The 16,208-nt window shown below is 61.2% G+C and carries 14 protein-coding genes; 5 read left to right on the forward strand and 9 right to left on the reverse strand.

Going from position 1 to position 16,208, the window contains the following annotated elements; translation table 11 throughout:
* Positions 1–12 precede the first annotated feature (12 nt).
* Genes ASE04_RS15215 through ASE04_RS15225 form a run of 3 tightly spaced genes read right to left on the reverse strand, consistent with a single transcriptional unit; the run spans position 13 to position 2,707 of the window.
* On the reverse strand, positions 13–672 hold the full coding sequence (locus ASE04_RS15215; RefSeq protein ID WP_056818635.1) for an HAD family hydrolase: 660 nt from the start codon (positions 670–672) through the stop codon (positions 13–15).
* Positions 669–1,922 carry a Tm-1-like ATP-binding domain-containing protein gene (locus ASE04_RS15220; protein WP_056818637.1) on the reverse strand — a complete coding sequence of 418 codons (1,254 nt, stop codon included), beginning with the start codon at positions 1,920–1,922 and terminating at the stop codon, positions 669–671. Before ASE04_RS15220 ends, ASE04_RS15215 begins: the two co-directional genes overlap by 4 nt.
* Positions 1,922–2,707, reverse strand: coding sequence for an IclR family transcriptional regulator (locus tag ASE04_RS15225; protein WP_056818640.1), 786 nt, complete (start codon positions 2,705–2,707; stop codon positions 1,922–1,924). The genes ASE04_RS15220 and ASE04_RS15225 overlap by 1 nt, the downstream gene beginning before the upstream one ends.
* Positions 2,708–2,983: 276 nt before the next feature.
* Here ASE04_RS15225 and ASE04_RS15230 point away from each other — a divergent pair, with 276 nt between their 5' ends.
* Both ASE04_RS15230 and ASE04_RS15235 read left to right on the forward strand, forming a co-directional pair.
* On the forward strand, positions 2,984–4,435 hold the full coding sequence (locus ASE04_RS15230) for an APC family permease (protein ID WP_056819112.1): 1,452 nt from the start codon (positions 2,984–2,986) through the stop codon (positions 4,433–4,435).
* 59 nt (positions 4,436–4,494) lie between these two features.
* Positions 4,495–5,973: an aldehyde dehydrogenase gene (locus ASE04_RS15235; RefSeq protein ID WP_056818642.1), complete on the forward strand. Its 1,479-nt coding sequence runs from the start codon at positions 4,495–4,497 to the stop codon at positions 5,971–5,973.
* 89 nt (positions 5,974–6,062) lie between these two features.
* Here ASE04_RS15235 and ASE04_RS15240 read toward each other — a convergent pair whose 3' ends face one another.
* Both ASE04_RS15240 and ASE04_RS15245 read right to left on the reverse strand, forming a co-directional pair.
* Positions 6,063–6,575: a flavin reductase gene (locus ASE04_RS15240; RefSeq protein WP_056818644.1), complete on the reverse strand. Its 513-nt coding sequence runs from the start codon at positions 6,573–6,575 to the stop codon at positions 6,063–6,065.
* 11 nt (positions 6,576–6,586) lie between these two features.
* Positions 6,587–8,146, reverse strand: coding sequence for a 4-hydroxyphenylacetate 3-hydroxylase N-terminal domain-containing protein (locus tag ASE04_RS15245; RefSeq protein ID WP_056818645.1), 1,560 nt, complete (start codon positions 8,144–8,146; stop codon positions 6,587–6,589).
* Between the two features lie 52 nt (positions 8,147–8,198).
* Here ASE04_RS15245 and ASE04_RS15250 point away from each other — a divergent pair, with 52 nt between their 5' ends.
* The gene (locus ASE04_RS15250) at positions 8,199–9,110 is read left to right on the forward strand and encodes a helix-turn-helix domain-containing protein (RefSeq protein ID WP_056818647.1); all 912 of its coding nucleotides are present in this window, start codon (positions 8,199–8,201) and stop codon (positions 9,108–9,110) included.
* Positions 9,111–9,133: 23 nt separating this feature from the next.
* On the opposite strand, the gene ASE04_RS15255 is transcribed toward ASE04_RS15250, so the two are convergent.
* A complete protein-coding gene (locus ASE04_RS15255; RefSeq protein WP_056818649.1) occupies positions 9,134–9,787 on the reverse strand; it encodes a glutathione S-transferase family protein in 654 nt (217 codons plus the stop codon).
* Positions 9,788–9,940: 153 nt separating this feature from the next.
* Between ASE04_RS15255 and ASE04_RS15260 the strand changes: the two genes are divergently transcribed.
* Positions 9,941–10,735 (forward strand): TIM barrel protein, encoded by a 795-nt coding sequence (locus ASE04_RS15260; protein WP_056818651.1) that lies wholly within the window; start codon positions 9,941–9,943, stop codon positions 10,733–10,735.
* Positions 10,736–10,797: 62 nt separating this feature from the next.
* Here ASE04_RS15260 and ASE04_RS15265 read toward each other — a convergent pair whose 3' ends face one another.
* From ASE04_RS15265 to ASE04_RS15275, 3 genes are all read right to left on the reverse strand, one after another.
* On the reverse strand, positions 10,798–13,206 hold the full coding sequence (locus tag ASE04_RS15265) for a glucan 1,4-alpha-glucosidase (protein WP_244490413.1): 2,409 nt from the start codon (positions 13,204–13,206) through the stop codon (positions 10,798–10,800).
* 136 nt (positions 13,207–13,342) lie between these two features.
* On the reverse strand, positions 13,343–13,693 hold the full coding sequence (locus ASE04_RS15270) for a MarR family winged helix-turn-helix transcriptional regulator (protein WP_156408818.1): 351 nt from the start codon (positions 13,691–13,693) through the stop codon (positions 13,343–13,345).
* A 106-nt stretch (positions 13,694–13,799) separates the two neighbouring features.
* Positions 13,800–14,330, reverse strand: coding sequence for a MarR family transcriptional regulator (locus tag ASE04_RS15275; protein ID WP_244490414.1), 531 nt, complete (start codon positions 14,328–14,330; stop codon positions 13,800–13,802).
* Positions 14,331–14,333: 3 nt separating this feature from the next.
* Here ASE04_RS15275 and ASE04_RS15280 point away from each other — a divergent pair, with 3 nt between their 5' ends.
* Positions 14,334–16,151, forward strand: a complete 1,818-nt coding sequence (locus ASE04_RS15280; RefSeq protein ID WP_056818659.1) for a chloride channel protein — start codon at positions 14,334–14,336, stop codon at positions 16,149–16,151.
* The last annotated feature ends 57 nt before the right edge of the window (positions 16,152–16,208 follow it).

Below are 16,208 nucleotides of genomic sequence, written 5' to 3' on the forward strand. Positions count from 1 at the left end.
GGATGGTTCCTTTCAAAGGCCAAGCTGTTCAAGGGCCTGTGCATAGCTTTGTGCGGGACGCGTGACGTCGAAATGCACATGCGGCAGATCGACGGCGACGGCCCCTTCGATATTCTTCTTCTGATCGTCGACGAAAACGCAGTTGGCGCGGTCAAGCCCGAGTTCATCCAGAACCCGTTCGTAGGCTCGCGGATCCGGCTTCAGAATCCTCGTGTAGGTGGCGTCGACGATCACATCGAACTGATCGATCAGGGGGAAGCGCTTGCGGAATTCCACGCCGTAGAAGAGATCGAGTTCATTCGAGAGGATCGCAAGCTTCAGCCCTGCGGCCTTCGTGCGCAGGATCGCATCACGGGCCTCCGGTCTGAGAACGAGTTCGGCCTCGGCACCTCTCGCCCGCTGCACGAAGGTCTTCATGTCGCTCCAGTCTTCGCCAACGAGCGTCCCAACCTCGCGCGTCCGGATCGTCCAGTAATCGCGCTCGGTGATCTCCCGGTTCTGCATGGAGACCCATAACGGGTCTGTCGAAGTATCGAATGGACCTCGCCATGTGAGCGTGCCGGGTTTCAGGCCGAGCGCTCGTTCCGTGACATCGTGTGTCTCGAACAGCGTTCTTGTGACAACGCCACCGAAATCAAGGATCAACGCCTTGTCGGCATTGCGGATAGTCATGCCCGCCCCCTGGGCACGACACCCTCCGCGACCCATCGATCGAAGATCTCCAGCGCCTTGGCCGAGAACTCGCTGGAATTAATGTGCGTATCCACCTCCTCGAGCTGGATCGTTTCCGGGGCAACCGCGCGCATTTCGTCGAGAAAGGCATCGAGCGCCGACGGCTCGTGAAGGGGTTCACCCTCCTGGTCCCACTCCTGAATGCCTCTGGATGGAAGGATCAAGACAACCGGAGCGGTGGCTGTCGACAGCTTACCCGCTACCACGCGAGCGACCTCGCGACGGCCTTCGGACGGAATGGTGATGGAGCCAAGCAAGCGATTATGGGCGTGATACGGGCGACCGGCAAAGCGCTCCGGCAGCGGCTGCCATGCCGGCAGATCGACCATGTCGATGGCTCCCGGCGCGACAATCTGCGGGATCCCGGCCCGCGCCGCGTTTTCCAGGCGATCCGGACCTGAGGTGACGACCGTGCCGTGATGATGGTTGGTCACTTCCTGGATGCAGAGATCGAAGACTGCGGCAAAGCCCTTCTGCGCCGCAATCGCCTCGAATGCCCGCCCGCCCATGCCGGTGGAGTGGAAGACCGCGACGTCGTAGCCGCGCCGCTCAAGCTCCGGCTTGAGGTACTTCATATATTTGAGGCAGGAGGACCCGAGCGACGTCATGCCGATCAGCGGCCGACCTTGATCTGGCCGCACGCTCGATTTCGCCGCCCCGACAACAGCGCCGCAGGCCTGCGACAGGACTGTCCGGCAAATCGGATTGAGACCGTAAAGACCGCCGGCCCAAAGGATCATCATCAGATCCGGAGCGATGCGCTCAGGCGGCAGAAGGTGTGAGTAGGCTATGGTGGAGATGATGAACTTGGGGACGCCGAGCGGCAGCACCGACGCGACTTCCAACGCCAGGTCGGTTCCCATCGACCCGCCGAGAACGATCATCCCATCGACCTCACCCTTCTCATAAAGGCTGGCGACAAGACGGGAAGCGCCCTTGGCCATCAACGCCATCGCCGAGTTTTCATCACCGCTGTCCATGATGGCCTGAACCGTGGTTTCGGCGGCGGCCGCGATGTCGTGGCGCGAATAGTCCGGCGGATAAGAGGGATCCCCCAGCACACTGACGTCGATCATCACAGGCAGAGCATCGGCTTGGCCGATGATCTCCGCCATGAACTGAAGCTCCTCGCTTTTGGTGTCGCCAGTGCCGATCACCAAAATCCTGGGTAAGCGAGCCATTGCCCCCATCAAGCACTCCTCCGTGACAACGGTTCGGCCCGCTTCCGCAGGTCCGCGCCGAAAAATGCGTCTGAAATTCGCTTCGCCGTTTCGATCGCGGCAAGACCGTGCGTGCGGATTCGCTCGTCGTCGGTCCTGACGAGCGGCGCGGCGATCGTGACGCAGCCGATCGGCCGTGCACCCGGTGCCTTGATCGCCGCCGACGCGCTGATCACGCCTGCCTCAAACCCTTGGCGATTGATTGAAAAGCCGTTTGCCCGCGCTTCGTCGACGAGGCGGCGAAAGCTATCCGGCTCGCGCGGCGTGTGACTGGTGAACCTCGGCAACGGTCCATGCAGGGCCGCTTCGAATTCGGCGTGCGGACAAGACGAAATAAAAGCAATGCCAGAGGCCGTCGCGTGGAACGGCAGAACCGTGCCGACAGACACGAACACGCGATGGGCCTTGGTCGAATCCTCGACATGCACGGTCGAAAGGCGGCCGCCGCTGAACTCCGACAGATGCACTGTCTCATCGACCTGATCGGCAAGCTCCCGCGCGAACGGCGCTGCCGTACGCAGGAATGGATAGCGTGCTTCCCGAATGCGCCCGAGACGCACCGGAGCAGAGCCGATACGGTACTTCCGCGACTGCGGCAGCTGCTCGACGAAACCGTGACGTTCGAGCTCGACAAGGAAGCGGCGAGCCGTGGCCTTGTCCAGCGAGCACGCCTGGGCGATTTCCGTAAGGCCCGCATCCTCGGTCATGAGCGACAAGGTATCGAGCAATCCCAGCGCTTTGCTGATCGTTCCCATTCTTCTTCCTCACTGAACCGGACGACCTCCTGCCCGGGGTGGTTTCCCACCTATCAAGACTATCTCGGCCGCACCGAGATACTTAACATGCGAAATAACTTGACAGGAACCCAATGTGTTTGCAAGTCTATATTTGAAGCATTGGTTCAAATAATGAACCGAACTGAACTACCGTTCCGCAAGCAACACAAGAACAAAATCTGCGCGCGGAAGGATTACTGGGAACCGCCGACCGAGGCGGAAAAGTCGCAACGCCTAAAGGGGAGCAAGCGCGATATGAGTACCTCATCGACTTCAGGCAGCGGGGAAAACCAGCTGCGCAAGAACAGCCTCGGTGTCGGGGCGGTTACGTTTCTCGTGGTATCCGCGGCCGCGCCGCTAACCGCGGTGGCCGGCGGCGTGCCGCTTTCCATGCTGCTCGGCAACGGCCCGGGCATTCCACTGACCTTCGCCCTGGTCACCGCCATCCTTCTGCTATTTGCAGTGGGCTATGTCGCGATGGCCCGCCACATCCGCAACGCCGGCGCCTTCTATGCCTATACCGCACGGGGTCTGGGTGGCCTGATGGGGGGCGCAGCCGCCCTTGTTGCCATCCTTGCCTATAATGCCATGCAGATCGGCGTCTTCGGAATGTTCGGCGCAGCAACCTCAGGCTTCTTCGCAGGCTATGGCCTGAATCTGCCCTGGTGGGTCTGGACCTATATCGGGATCGCGGCTGTCGCCATATTCGGTTACCGGCGGGTCGATCTTTCCGCCAAGGTGCTGACGGTGCTCGTGATCCTCGAATATCTCGTCGTGCTCGTCATCGATGCGGCAATCTTCGTGAAGGGTGGAGACGCCGGACTGTCCGCCACGCCCTTCACGCCCTCCGCATTCATGAGCGGAACGCCTGCCATCGGCATCCTTTTCTGCTTTGCCGCCTTTATCGGCTTCGAAGCGACGACGATCTATAGCGAGGAAGCGCGCGAACCGCACAAGACCGTTCCTCGCGCCACCTACATTTCCGTCCTCATCATCGGCCTCTTCTATATGCTGACGTCGTGGCTGATGGTCATCGGCGCCGGCGCCGACAAGCTGGTACCGCAGCTGCAGAGCCTCCAGGATCCCACCACCTTCCTGTTCGGCTTGGCCGAGCAGTATGTCGGACACTGGATTGCCGCGGTCATGAGTATCCTCTTCATAACCAGCCTTTTTGCCGGCGTCCTCGCGTTCCACAACGGCGTTGCCCGCTACATGTACGTCGCCGGTCGCGAAGGCCTGCTACCGAAAGCGGTTGGCGTGACCCATCCGGTGTTCCAGAGCCCGCACGTCGGGTCCATGATCCAGACGGTAATCGCGGTAATCGTCGTTGCCCTCTTCGCCTTCACCGGACAGGACCCGGTCCTTGCCCTGTTCTCGTGGCTCACCAATGTCGGTACGCTCGCAATCATCCTGCTGATGGCATTCACCGCCTTTGCGATTGTCGCCTTCTTCGGACGCAATCCGTACCTGGAGCCGAACGTGCTGGTGACGAAGATCCTGCCTGTGATTACCGGTCTGATCCTGCTGGCGCTCGTCTTCTACATCTCGGCTAACTTCGGAGCCATCGCCGGCGCCAACGGCATCCTTGCTGTGCTGCTGCCAGGCTTGGTGGTCGTCGCAGCCATCATTGGCTTCATCGCCGCCGCGCGCCTGAAGTCCGTCGACGCGATCGGCTTCGCCCGGCTTGGCGCCGGCCAGGAAGCTTGATTTAAGAACGATCTCATGGCGGGCTATCCAGCCCGCCATTTTGTTTCGAGGACAGAAGAATGCAGGAAAAGATCGACCAGCTGCGTAGCCAAACCGTCGCACCGCAGGCGCTCTTCATCGGAGGCGCATGGCAGGCGGCCGAGGGTGCGGCGACGCTGGACGTCATCTCGCCGATCGACGGCCAACGGCTGACGACGATCGCGGACGCCGGTCCGCGCGACATCGATCGCGCGGTGCAGGCTGCACGCACCGCCTTCGAAGAGGGCACATGGTCGAGGGCTGCACCGGCCGAGCGCAAGAAAGTCCTGCTGAAGATCGCTGATCTCATCGAGAAGAACGCATTGGAGCTCGCTGTTCTCGGGGTCCGTGACAATGGCACCGAGATCTCGATGGCCCTGAAGGCCGAGCCCGGCAGCGCGGTCGGCACATTCCGCTACTACGCCGAAGCGATCGACAAGGTCTATGGTGAGATCGCGCCAACGGCGGACAATATCCTGGGCCTCGTTCATCGCGCGCCCGTTGGCGTCGTCGGAGCGATCGTGCCATGGAACTTCCCGATGATGATCGGCGCGTGGAAGATTGCGCCCGCGCTCGCGGCCGGAAATTCCGTCGTCCTGAAGCCCGCCGAAGGCGCGTCGCTGACACTCCTGAAACTGGCCGCTTTGTGCGCAGAGGCCGGTTTGCCTGATGGTGTGCTGAACGTCGCTACGGGCCGCGGCGCCATCACGGGCGAAGCAATCGGGCTTCATATGGATATCGACGTTCTCGCCTTCACCGGTTCCGGTCCCGTCGGCCGTCGCCTGCTGGAATACTCCGCCCGCTCCAATCTCAAGCGGATCTACCTGGAACTCGGCGGCAAGTCCCCCAACATCGTTTTCGCCGATGCACCGGACCTCGATCATGCGGCCAAGGTTTCAGCCTACGGCATCTTTCGCAATTCCGGCCAGGTCTGCGTGGCGGGATCACGCCTGCTCGTCGAGCGATCAATCCACGAAGAATTCTCCAAGAAGGTAGCGGAGATTGCCGCCGCAATGAAGGTCGGCGATCCGTTGCAGGTGACGACCGAGGCCGGCGCGATCTCAAGCGAAATCCAGCTGAAGAACAACCTTGGGCACGTGGCGCAGGCGCTATCGGAAGGCGCGGTTTTGCGCACCGGCGGCGAGCGCATTCGTCAGGAGACCGGCGGCTTCTACATGCGGCCAACAGTTTTCGACGTGACGCCTGACATGACGCTGGCGCGCGAAGAGGTCTTCGGGCCGATCCTGTCGATCATTCCGTTCGAGACCGAGCAGGAGGCGCTCGGCATTGCCAACGCCACCGAATACGGCCTCGCTTCGGCGGTCTGGACGGCTAATCTTTCTCGTGCCCATCGCATGGTGCGCGGCATCCAGGCGGGCGTCGTCCACATCAACACCTATGGCGGCGCCGACAACACCGTGCCGCTCGGCGGCGTCAAGCAATCCGGTAACGGCCACGACAAATCCCTGCATGCGCTCGACAAATACGTGAACTTGAAGACAGCCTGGATCCAGCTCTGAAGAACCGCAGTCCATCGACGTCTCCGTACATGAAGGCCGCCACTCCCACGAGATGGCGGCCCCTTCTTCTGTGATACTCCGCCGACTGATTAGCCTCCGAAGCTGCCCACCTGCGAGGGCACGTTGACGTAGGCCCTGTCGAAATAGAGCAGAGCATTGCCATCCGTACGCGACCGGATACCGACGACCTGCCCAAGGAAGATATGGTGTGTGCCAACGAGCCGCGCCTCTATCAACTCGCAGTCGAAGGAGACCATGGCATCTGCGAGCGCCTGGCTGCCCGACGGCAGGTCCACCCATTTCGCGGCTGCGTATCTCGCCGCCATATCGGCCTGCCGGCCCGCGAAATAGCCCGCAAGCTCCTGGTGGTCATCCGCCAGAACATTGACGCAGAAGCGGCGATTCTCAAGGAAAAGCGCGCATTGCGCCGACCGGCCGTTCATGCAGACAAGCAAGGTGGGTGGCTCGTCCGTAACACTGCACATCGCGGTCGCGGTAAAGCCACCGCGCCCGGCCGGTCCATTCGAGGTTATGACATTGACTGACGCGCAGACACGCGCCATCGCATTGCGAAACTCAGGCTTGGAAACCGCCTCCTCCATTGCAGTCCTCCTTAGCTATTCAGCGGCGGCAACCAGGTGTCGCCGGTCCAACCGTTTTCGTCGTAGTCGCTCATGCATGTATCGACGAGCCGCTCCATTTCGGCAAGGCGCCCGCCTCTCTCGGCGCCTTTCAGCACCTGCAGACGCACCTCTTCCGGCGCCCCGGCGTAATTCAGCTCGTAAAGCGCATGGCGCCCGCCGAATTCCGTGCCGGTGGCGTCCCAGAGCAGCTTCATGATCTTGATGCGCTCGATATGGCCCATATCGTTGGAACCACGAACATACTGGGCGAGATAGCGATCAATCTCCGGATTGCCGAAATCCTTTGCCGATGACGGGAGGTAGATGAGGCCTGAAGCGACGACCTTGCGAACGGTGTCGATCACGCGGGGATAGGCTTCGGACATGAAAGTCCGGTAGCTCAAGGCTGCTTCCATGTTCGGAAGCACTGCGCCGTTGGCCCACGGCTGCGGATTGTAGGCCATCGCATTCGAAAAGCTCCAGAACATATGCCTGAGAGCGATGACTTCACCGAGCGCCGCCTGATTTCCCCGGAAGGCATCGCCGCCGGTTGCGCGGAGAGCCTTGGAAAGCAGCCCCGCCAGGAAGTCGAGCTTCACGGCAAAGCGGGTACAGCCCTGGAAGCAATAGCCGTGCATGAAGCCGGAGGCAGGATGGAAGGACAGGATCTTTGCGGCGTCCCGCAACACCAGCACATCCTCCCAGGGGACGAAAACATTGTCGAGCACGAGGATTGCATCGTTCTCGTCGAAGCGAGACGAAAGCGGGTAGTCGAACGGGTGACCAACGGTGTTGGCAGTCTGCTCGTAGGAAACGCGGCAGAACATCTTGATACCGGGCGCGTTCATCGGAACGATGAACATCACCGACAGCGAGGGATCCTCCGTCACCGTCGCGGAGCTCTGGGCCAGGAAATTGTAGTGCGTCAGGGCCGACGAGGTCGCCACCACCTTCGCCCCGGACACGAAGATGCCTGCATCCGTCTCCTTGGTGATATGAACGAAGACGTCCTTGACGGCATCCGCTGGCTTGTGACGATCGATCGGCGGATTGACGATCGCGTGGTTCATGAAGAGCACGGATTCCTGAGCGCGCTTGTGCCAGGCAAGCGCGTTTTCCTTGAACGGCCCATACCAATCCGCGTTGGCCCCGAGCGTGTTCATCAGCGCGGCCTTGTAATCGGCCGTGCGGCCCATCCAGCCATAGGACATGCGCGCCCAATCGGCGATCGCCCCTTGCTGAGCGACGAGTTCGGCGGAGGACTTCGCGACACGGAAATACTTGTGCGTATATCCCCCGTTGCCGGTGTCGGTCGGTGAAGTCAGGCGCTCCTTGGTCTTTTCATCGTGCAGTGCATCGTAGAGCCGAGCCAGCGAGCGAACCGAATTTCGCATGGCCGGATGGGTGGTGACGTCCTCCACACGCTCCCCATTGATATAGACCTCGCGACCGTCGCGCAGGGACGCCATGTATTCCGCCCCCGTGAACGGGCGCGTCTTGTCGGCGCGGCAGTCCTCGGCAAGGACGCTGCTACGGGTTTGGATATTCATTGTCTCCTCCTTTGACTTTCACCAAGCCTAGGCCTTGCGCTGCGCGGCTTCCATGGACAGAATTGCAAAATCGCTTGGACTTTTTCTGGTGCTCTTGATGGCGAATTCCGTTCCCAGCTTCTTCGTGTATGGCGAGCCGGACCGACCGCTCGAGCCGGGCTTCATGCACGTCGAAACGGTGATGGCGCGGAAAAATGTCCATCTCGGCCGTGTCGATGCCCACAGCCATGCGCGGATGGCGCAAATCACCTTCTGGACCAAAGGTCATGGCACCTATTTCATCGAAGAGCAGAGATTGGATTTTTTGGCGCCAGCCGTCAGCTTCGTACCGAGTGGAGTGGTGCACGGCTTCACGGTCGAACCGAGCGAGACGGACGCGATCGTCGTCTCTATCGCCGACAGCGCTTTGGCGCCGCTCGGCGAGCGCACGATCCTGCCAATCGATGCGCCTGTGATGGTTGCCGATACGGGCGATCCCGCAAGTTGGAGACGGCTTTCGATGATCATGCAGCAGATGTCCGACGAATATCGGGAAGGGCGACCGGGCATGGAGATGGCCCTGACGGCGCTCGCCACCGTCGCGCTAACCGAGATCGCTCGTTTTGGATCGGAACGGACAGGTGATTTTCGTCCGGCGCAGACAGTCCTGGCGTCACAATTCCGGCAGCTGGTCGATCGCCATTTCCGGGAGAACTGGCCCGTTGAGCGCTATGTCGATGAACTCGGCGCGACACCGCATCTGCTTGCCAAGGCCTGCCAGTCCGCATTCGGCCTATCGGTCAAGGAGTTCCTGAGCGAGCGTCGACTGCTTGAGGCCAAGCGACTTCTCTTGTTCACGGTGCGCTCGCTTGAGGACATCGCCTACGAAGTCGGCCTGAAGGACGCGGCGTATTTCTCGCGTTTCTTTAAACACCATACCGGTCAACCGCCAAGCATATGGCGCGAACAGTACCCTCGCCACTGACGGGCGAGGCCGAGAACCGGCCATCAACGGGTCGGATTTGCGGCTTTGAAGATTGCCAACTGATCTTCGAACGCCCGTCTGTAGGCGGGCCGCGCTTCGCCGCGGGCGACATACGCATCGAGCGTTGGATATTCCTTCAGTATCCCCGGCCCTCTCAGCCTGAGCAGCACCGACACCATCTCAAGATCGCCGGCGCTGAACTCCCCATAGAGCCATTCCGCACTACCGAGCCGGTGGGAGAGTTGACCGAGCCGAGTGTGGATACGTCCCAGGATGGCCGGCAGCCGCTTCTCGTACCAGGGTTCATTGCGTTCCAGGATGTTGGCGACCTCAAGTTCAACGATCGGCTGCTCCATCGTGCTGACCGCGGCGAACATCCACGCAACAGCGCGCGCCTTGGCGTCCGCATCATCGGGCAGCAGGCCGGTATGGCGTTCCGCGATATGCAGGATGATCGCCCCGGATTCGAACAGGGTAAGATTGCCTTCCTCATAGGTCGGAATTTGGCCGAATGGCTGCAGAGCGAGATGCTCGGACTGCTTCATAAGCTCGAACGAGACCAGACGCACGTCGTAGGGCTGACCGACTTCCTCGAGCGCCCAGCGGACGCGCATGTCCCGCGCAAGCCCTCTGCCGCGATCGGGGGATCGCTCGAAGGCAGTAATCGTAATGGCCATGGTTTCTCTCCTCGCTTGTCTGCCTTGAAGACGATCGGCTGGCCTGGATTCCGACATTCCCTTATCTCGAAATTCTTTGCCAGGAGTGACTAGATTTTGAAGGTGACAGATGCTGAATTCGCTGGAGGACATGTACAGGGAGGACATCATCCTATGAGCGACACCAGCAATTCACCGTTCGCATTGGCCGCCTGCGCTGAAATGCTGTGGCAGGACAAGCCGATCGAGTGGCGCGCCTCCCGTTTGAAGGAAATGGGGTTCGGCGTCGGCCTCTGGAACTGGCCCGAGCACGATCTGACAAAGCTCGAGGCAACCGGCGCGAGCTTCACCATCATGAACGGCTACCTTACCGGTCGCCTCACCGACGACGAGGGAGCAGCCGAACTTATGAAAACCGCGCGAGAAACCGTGCAAGTAGGAAAACGCCTCGGCGTACAGAGGTTGAACCTTCATGGCACCGGCCTCGGCGACCGCGGACTGCCGGTGCAGCCGGTTCATGCTGTCACGGGTGCGATGTGGCTGAAGGCACGAGACACGCTCAATCGGATCGTCGACATGGCCGAGGAAGAGGACGTCGTCTTCACGCTCGAAAACCTCAATCTCCCCGTTGACCATCCTGGCGTTCCCTTCGCACGCGCTGAGGATACCTTGGCCTTGGTCTCCAGCATCGACCATGCGAGACTTCGCCTCAACCTCGACCTCTATCACGCCCAGATCGGCGAAGGGAACCTGATCGAGCTTTGTCGGACATGCCTGCCCTGGATCGGGGAAATTCAAGTTGCCGACGTTCCCGGTCGCTGCGAACCTGGAACCGGCGAAGTTAACTGGAACGGGATAGCGAAGGCATTGGCAACCATGGGCTACGCTGGCCCAATCGGCATGGAAGCTTGGGCTGCGGGCGATCCGGTCGTTGCCCTCGAAGCCTTCCGAGCCGCTTTCACTCTTTGACGTTTCTCCCCGATGGACAACGCATCAAATCAAGCGGAGGCGCCGCTGGAAGGCCACGGGTCTCAGATGATCTCGACCCGGTAGTTGGTTCCCTCCCACTCCTCAAGCTCAGTCCAGAAAAGCGTGAAGTCGATAGATCCGTTGGTGACGCCCTCGCTTCGCAGGTCGCACATATGCGTGCCGAAGCCGGTATCATGCGTCGCCGCGTCCGCCGTCGTGACCCAACCGTCTTTCGACCAATGCACTAGCGCGGGCTCAGGAAGTTCGATGCGCAAGACGCGACCGGACGCCATGCGCGTCCGCTTCGCGGTTGGGCGCCAGGAAAGCGGAGGAGACGGCGGAGTTCCGGCGATATAGCGAGCAACGGTTTGTGGCGGCATGTCGAAGACCACGCCGTCGCGGATGGAGCGCAGGAGTTTAATGTGCTCGGCGTGCGCCCAGACCAAAGGCATTGCGCTGCCTGACGGGCGACCGAGAAACAGTTCGCGAGCCGGCAAATCCGCACTATCCCATACCTGCTCGGGAAGAAGACCGCCGTCGCTTGCCGAAGCTTCGAGTGCGGCGAGCAGGCGCCGCGCCTCGTCGGGACGACCGGCAGCCAGTTCGTAATGGGCGCGCTCCCCCGTCAGCAGCGGCCAGAGCCTGCCGATACCGCTTCCTGCAAAGGGGCGGCCGTCGTCGCGCTCCCCATAGCCGTCACCATTGTAGCGATACCAATAGGCTCCGGTCGGAAGATCCCGCCGGAGTTCGGAGTCGATCGCCGTGACTGTGTCAACGATGCGAGGATCGTCGGCCGCTCTCAAACCGAACCTGACGAGGGCCAGTGCATCCGGGCTCAGCAGCAAGTCCGCCTCCATAACTTCGCCACCATCGTCACGATTGCGGATCGGAATGAAATCACGTCCAAGAGACGGGCAACCATCGCTGTCGGATGCGATACGAACGTAGTAGCCGGCGATGCCGAGACGCCGGGAGAGCTCCGTATCGCTGGCGTATGTCCAGTCTTCTATGGACTCGTTCCAGCCATCCGCGACCTCACGCAGGTATAGCGCCTGCGCCATGCGTCCGGCCGCTTCCAGCGCATCCGCTGCAGCAAGCAGTCCTGAAATCTCGACTGCCAGGGTGAAGGGAGAGTAGCCACCGTCCTCCTCCCAGCGATCCTGTTGGGTCGCCGGTCCATTACGAACGATATAGGCGGCGGCGGCCTCTATCATTTGGAGATAGCGGCCGTTCGACGACGCCTCAATCACGCCGGCGCGAAGGAGCATATCGTAAAGCAGGATCGGGAAGGCCGTCTCGTCCATCTGGATACCGTTCCAGTACGGACGTCCGTCGAGCCAGGCATTCTGCACCCAATGACCGTCGGCCTCCTGGATGGCCAGAAGATAATCGAGCACCGAACGGGCATCCGCTTCCGCGCCGGCTGCAAGCAGCCCGCCTGCGGTCTCGACCAGATCGCGCGTCCAGACCAGATGATAGCCGCCAAGATCGTCGTCGCTCTTGTTGAAACCCCACGGCACGGACAGGCTGGCGATAATTGCACCCGACGTGTCGTCGCGGTGGGTGGCAAGCACGCCCGTGCTGACCCGGTATCGATTTAGCGTTTCAGGATCATGCGGCTCGTCAAGCGGAAGCAGGGTTGCCTGCCATTCACGCCAGCCCTTGCGATAACGCTTCAGCGCCGGCACTCCCCCCTGATCGAGGCTGAGGACGGCCCGAAACGCCGCCTCCTCCGGCTGTGTACCGAAGCCAATGGCGACCAGCGCCCGCCCCTTTCCCGCCTCCATGTCGAGTGTGCCGGACAAAGCGACATTACCGGATGTGGCCAGGCGGTATTCCTGGTTCAGGCCCTGGCCGCGTGAGAGCGTCTGCCACCCGTCGGACATGCCGACATAGCCTGCCGATCGCGCAATCCACGGAACCGTCGATGCGACGGCAAGCGAGCGGCCGGAGCCTTGCGCAAAAAGCATTGGCCTGCCTTTGAAGTCCCCATACCACGCAGTGTTGTCGGCGCCGCCGTTGACCAGATGCGGCGCGACGAGCGCATGGAGCTGGTAGTCTGACAAGGACCCGACCAATGCTTCGAAGTGCAGGTCTTGAAGGACGACCTCTCGATCGGGATCCGCAAACACCGTCTTGGTGATCCGATAGCGACCGTCCCTTGCCGTATTGACGAGGCGAAACGCCGGAACACCATCTTCGATTGCCTGCACCGAATGATCCGCATCCCGCTTCTCCTCGGAGAAATAACCGGCTGCGGTAACGAGGAAACCGAAATCGCGCACGCAGGCCATATCGAGGCGGGGCGCATAGATCTCGTTGAGAATACCGTGGCTTGTCGTGAACCAGACGCGGCTTGCCGGGCTGACGGCGGTGCCAACGGCGCTCTTGTCACTGGATGTCCAGCGGGGCTCGATCCCGGGCGCACCCGGCGGCACGATGGAACGTGATGCTACTGTCGGAACGGCCACTTGCTGATCCTCCGCCCAGATGGCTGGCCTCATCAGTGAGCCATACCCGCGGTGAAATCAAGCGTACGTCATATAGAGCAGCGAGTTTCCAGCTTCTCGGCAGCATCGCTGCCCCTGTTACCCGATCGCGCCGCAGTCACCCCTTGTCGGTCTGCAGGCTCTTCAGAAGATCGATCAGCTTCGGTGCCATTTCTCTGATTTCCGTAAGGTGAATGGCTGTGAGCCGCATCAGGACGTCCTCTGCCTTGTCTGTCAGTTCGATTGTTTGCCGACGCCTGTCGTTCTCGTCCGCCCGCCGCGATACGTAGCCGGCCGCCACCAGCCGGCCGACGAGTTCGGTCGCCGAATGCGGTGCGATCAACAGGCGATCAGCGAGCATGCCGATCGTCATCGGCTCTTCCGCCGGGTGACCTTTGATCGCCAAAAGCGCCTGGTGTTGTTGGGTCGGCAGACCCTCATGTTGCGCAGCCGAGCTGCTGAAATCCATGAAGCGGCGCAGCGTATAGCGCAAATTCGACAGAGCTTCATAATCCGCAGCGGTCAGTCCTTCGGACTTCTTCGTCAATGAACCTGCCCCCTGATTGCCTCGTGCGCTACTGCATCCACGCAGCCATTTCCATTCTTCGATGATCCTGCAGGACACGCAGGGCCAGCATGAGCTCCGGCGCCATCTCTCGAATCTCGTGGAGATGCGCAGGCGTCAACTGCCGCAATATTCCTTGTGCCTCCTCTGTCAACCGGACAACCGGCTTTCGCCGCGCTTTCACCTCGATGACAACGCTCCCCTGCGCCTCCAGCGAGCGTGCCAGCTCGAGCGCGGCGTCAACCGGCACGAACAATCGTTCGGCAAGCGACGCGATGCTCATTTGACCGTTGACACCAAGCCCACGGATTACCAGCAGCGCCTGATGTTGTTGAGGAGTAATGCCAAGCTGCCCGGCGGCCTTGAGGCTGAACTGGCGAAACTTGCGGATCCGGTATCTGAGATTGGCCAATGCTTCGTAGTCCAGGTCGGACAATCCATTAAATTTTGTCGTCACAGCAGTACCTCCGCGATTGCATGTTGATTTATATCGTATCACGATATATTTGCGAGGTCGAACGGAAGCCTCAAGCAAGGACAAGCGATGCCGCATCCCAGGATCACTCAACGCCCACATGATTTCACAGGGGGCCTCTCCCGTCGCGAGGCGGGCGATTTCACCACCGACAGACGCGTTCTCGCGCTCATCGCCATGGCGCTCCTTGTTGGCACCGGCGGCGCCTTTGCGGCCTGGGTTCTCGTCAGCCTGATTTCGCTCGTGACCAATCTCGTCTGGTTCGGTCGACTGAGCATCGCGGCCGTTTCCATCGCTCAAGCACCGCGCTCGTTCTGGACGGTTGCAATCCCGGTTCTCGGCGGATTGGTCATCGGCTTGATGGCGCGCTTCGGATCCGAAAAAATCCGCGGACACGGAATTCCCGAAGCCATCGAGGCGATCCTGATCGGCGGCAGCCGGATGTCACCGAAGGTGGCGATCCTGAAGCCGCTTTCATCAGCGATTTCGATCGGGACCGGCGGCCCCTTCGGTGCAGAAGGCCCGATCATCATGACGGGCGGCGCCATCGGCTCGCTGTTCGCGCAGTGCTTTCATATGAGTTCGGCCGAACGCAAGACCCTGCTCGTCGCCGGCGCAGCCGCCGGCATGACGGCAATCTTCGGCTCCCCGATTGCAGCTGTGATGCTCGCGGTCGAACTGCTGCTTTTCGAATGGAAGCCGAGGTCTTTCATTCCGGTCGCTGTTGCGGCTTGCGTCTCGATCTGCTGGCGGCCCTTCCTGTTCGAATCGGGCGCGCTCTTTCCGGTCTCGTTCCACACGGAGCTTCCGTGGTGGGGCATGGCGCTTTGCGCGGCGATGGGGATCGTGGCTGGCCTGCAGTCCGGCATTCTGACGACCCTCCTCTACAAGGTAGAGGACCTCTTCGAAGCGCTGCCGGTTCACTGGATGTGGTGCCCGGCGATCGGCGGGCTCGTCATCGGCCTCGGCGGCTTGATCGAACCTCGGGCAATGGGTGTCGGCTACGATATCATCGACGGGCTGCTGCACAGCACGCTGCTTCCGCAAGCCGTCCTTGTCATCCTCATCGTCAAGGCAACAATCTGGCTCGTCGCGCTGTCCTCGGGGACGTCAGGCGGCGTTCTCGCGCCGCTGCTCATCTTCGGCGGGGCTCTCGGATGGCTGATTGGACTGGCACTTCCAGGCGAACCCGGCTTCTGGGCGTTGCTCGGCATGGCTGCGATGATGGGCGGAACGATGCGAGCACCGCTGACCGGGACATTCTTCGCGGTCGAACTGACTGGCAACATCTCGATGATCGTACCGATCCTCATCGCCACCGTCAGCGCCTATGCCGTCACGGTCTTGCTGCTTCGGCGTTCCATCCTGACCGAAAAGATCGCCAGACGCGGGCGCCATATCACGCGCGAATACGGCATCGATCCCTTCGAGTTGACGCGCGCAAGAGACATCATGATCGACAAGGTGGACACCCTTCCGGCCGAGATGACAGTTGGAGATGCGTGCTCGTTCTTCGCGACATCCGCGCACACCCACCGGGTTTATCCGGTCGTAGACACCGCAGGCGTCGTCAAGGGAATGGTCTCACGCGCCGAGGCCTTGCGGTGGCAGGAGGATGTCACCCTCTTCGATAAGACCTTGGACGAACTCACCTCGGATAGCTCCGCACCCGCCGCGCACCCCGACGATACCGTCGGCTACGTCGCGGACCTGATGCTTGCCGCGGATACGGGGCGCATTCCGATCGTCGATCCGCAAACCGGCAAGCTCCTCGGCCTTGTCGCACGCAAGGACCTGCTTCGCCTTCGGCACTCGCTGCGTGTCACGGAGACCGAGCGCCAACCATTCCTCGGACGCGGCCGCGACGTTCAAGCCGACGCCATCTGATTGATCTGAAACAGTAATGGCGGTCGCGCATTATGCGGCCGCCATTATCGACATTCT

The organism is Rhizobium sp. Root708, assembly GCF_001429725.1.
Lineage (GTDB): Bacteria > Pseudomonadota > Alphaproteobacteria > Rhizobiales > Rhizobiaceae > Rhizobium.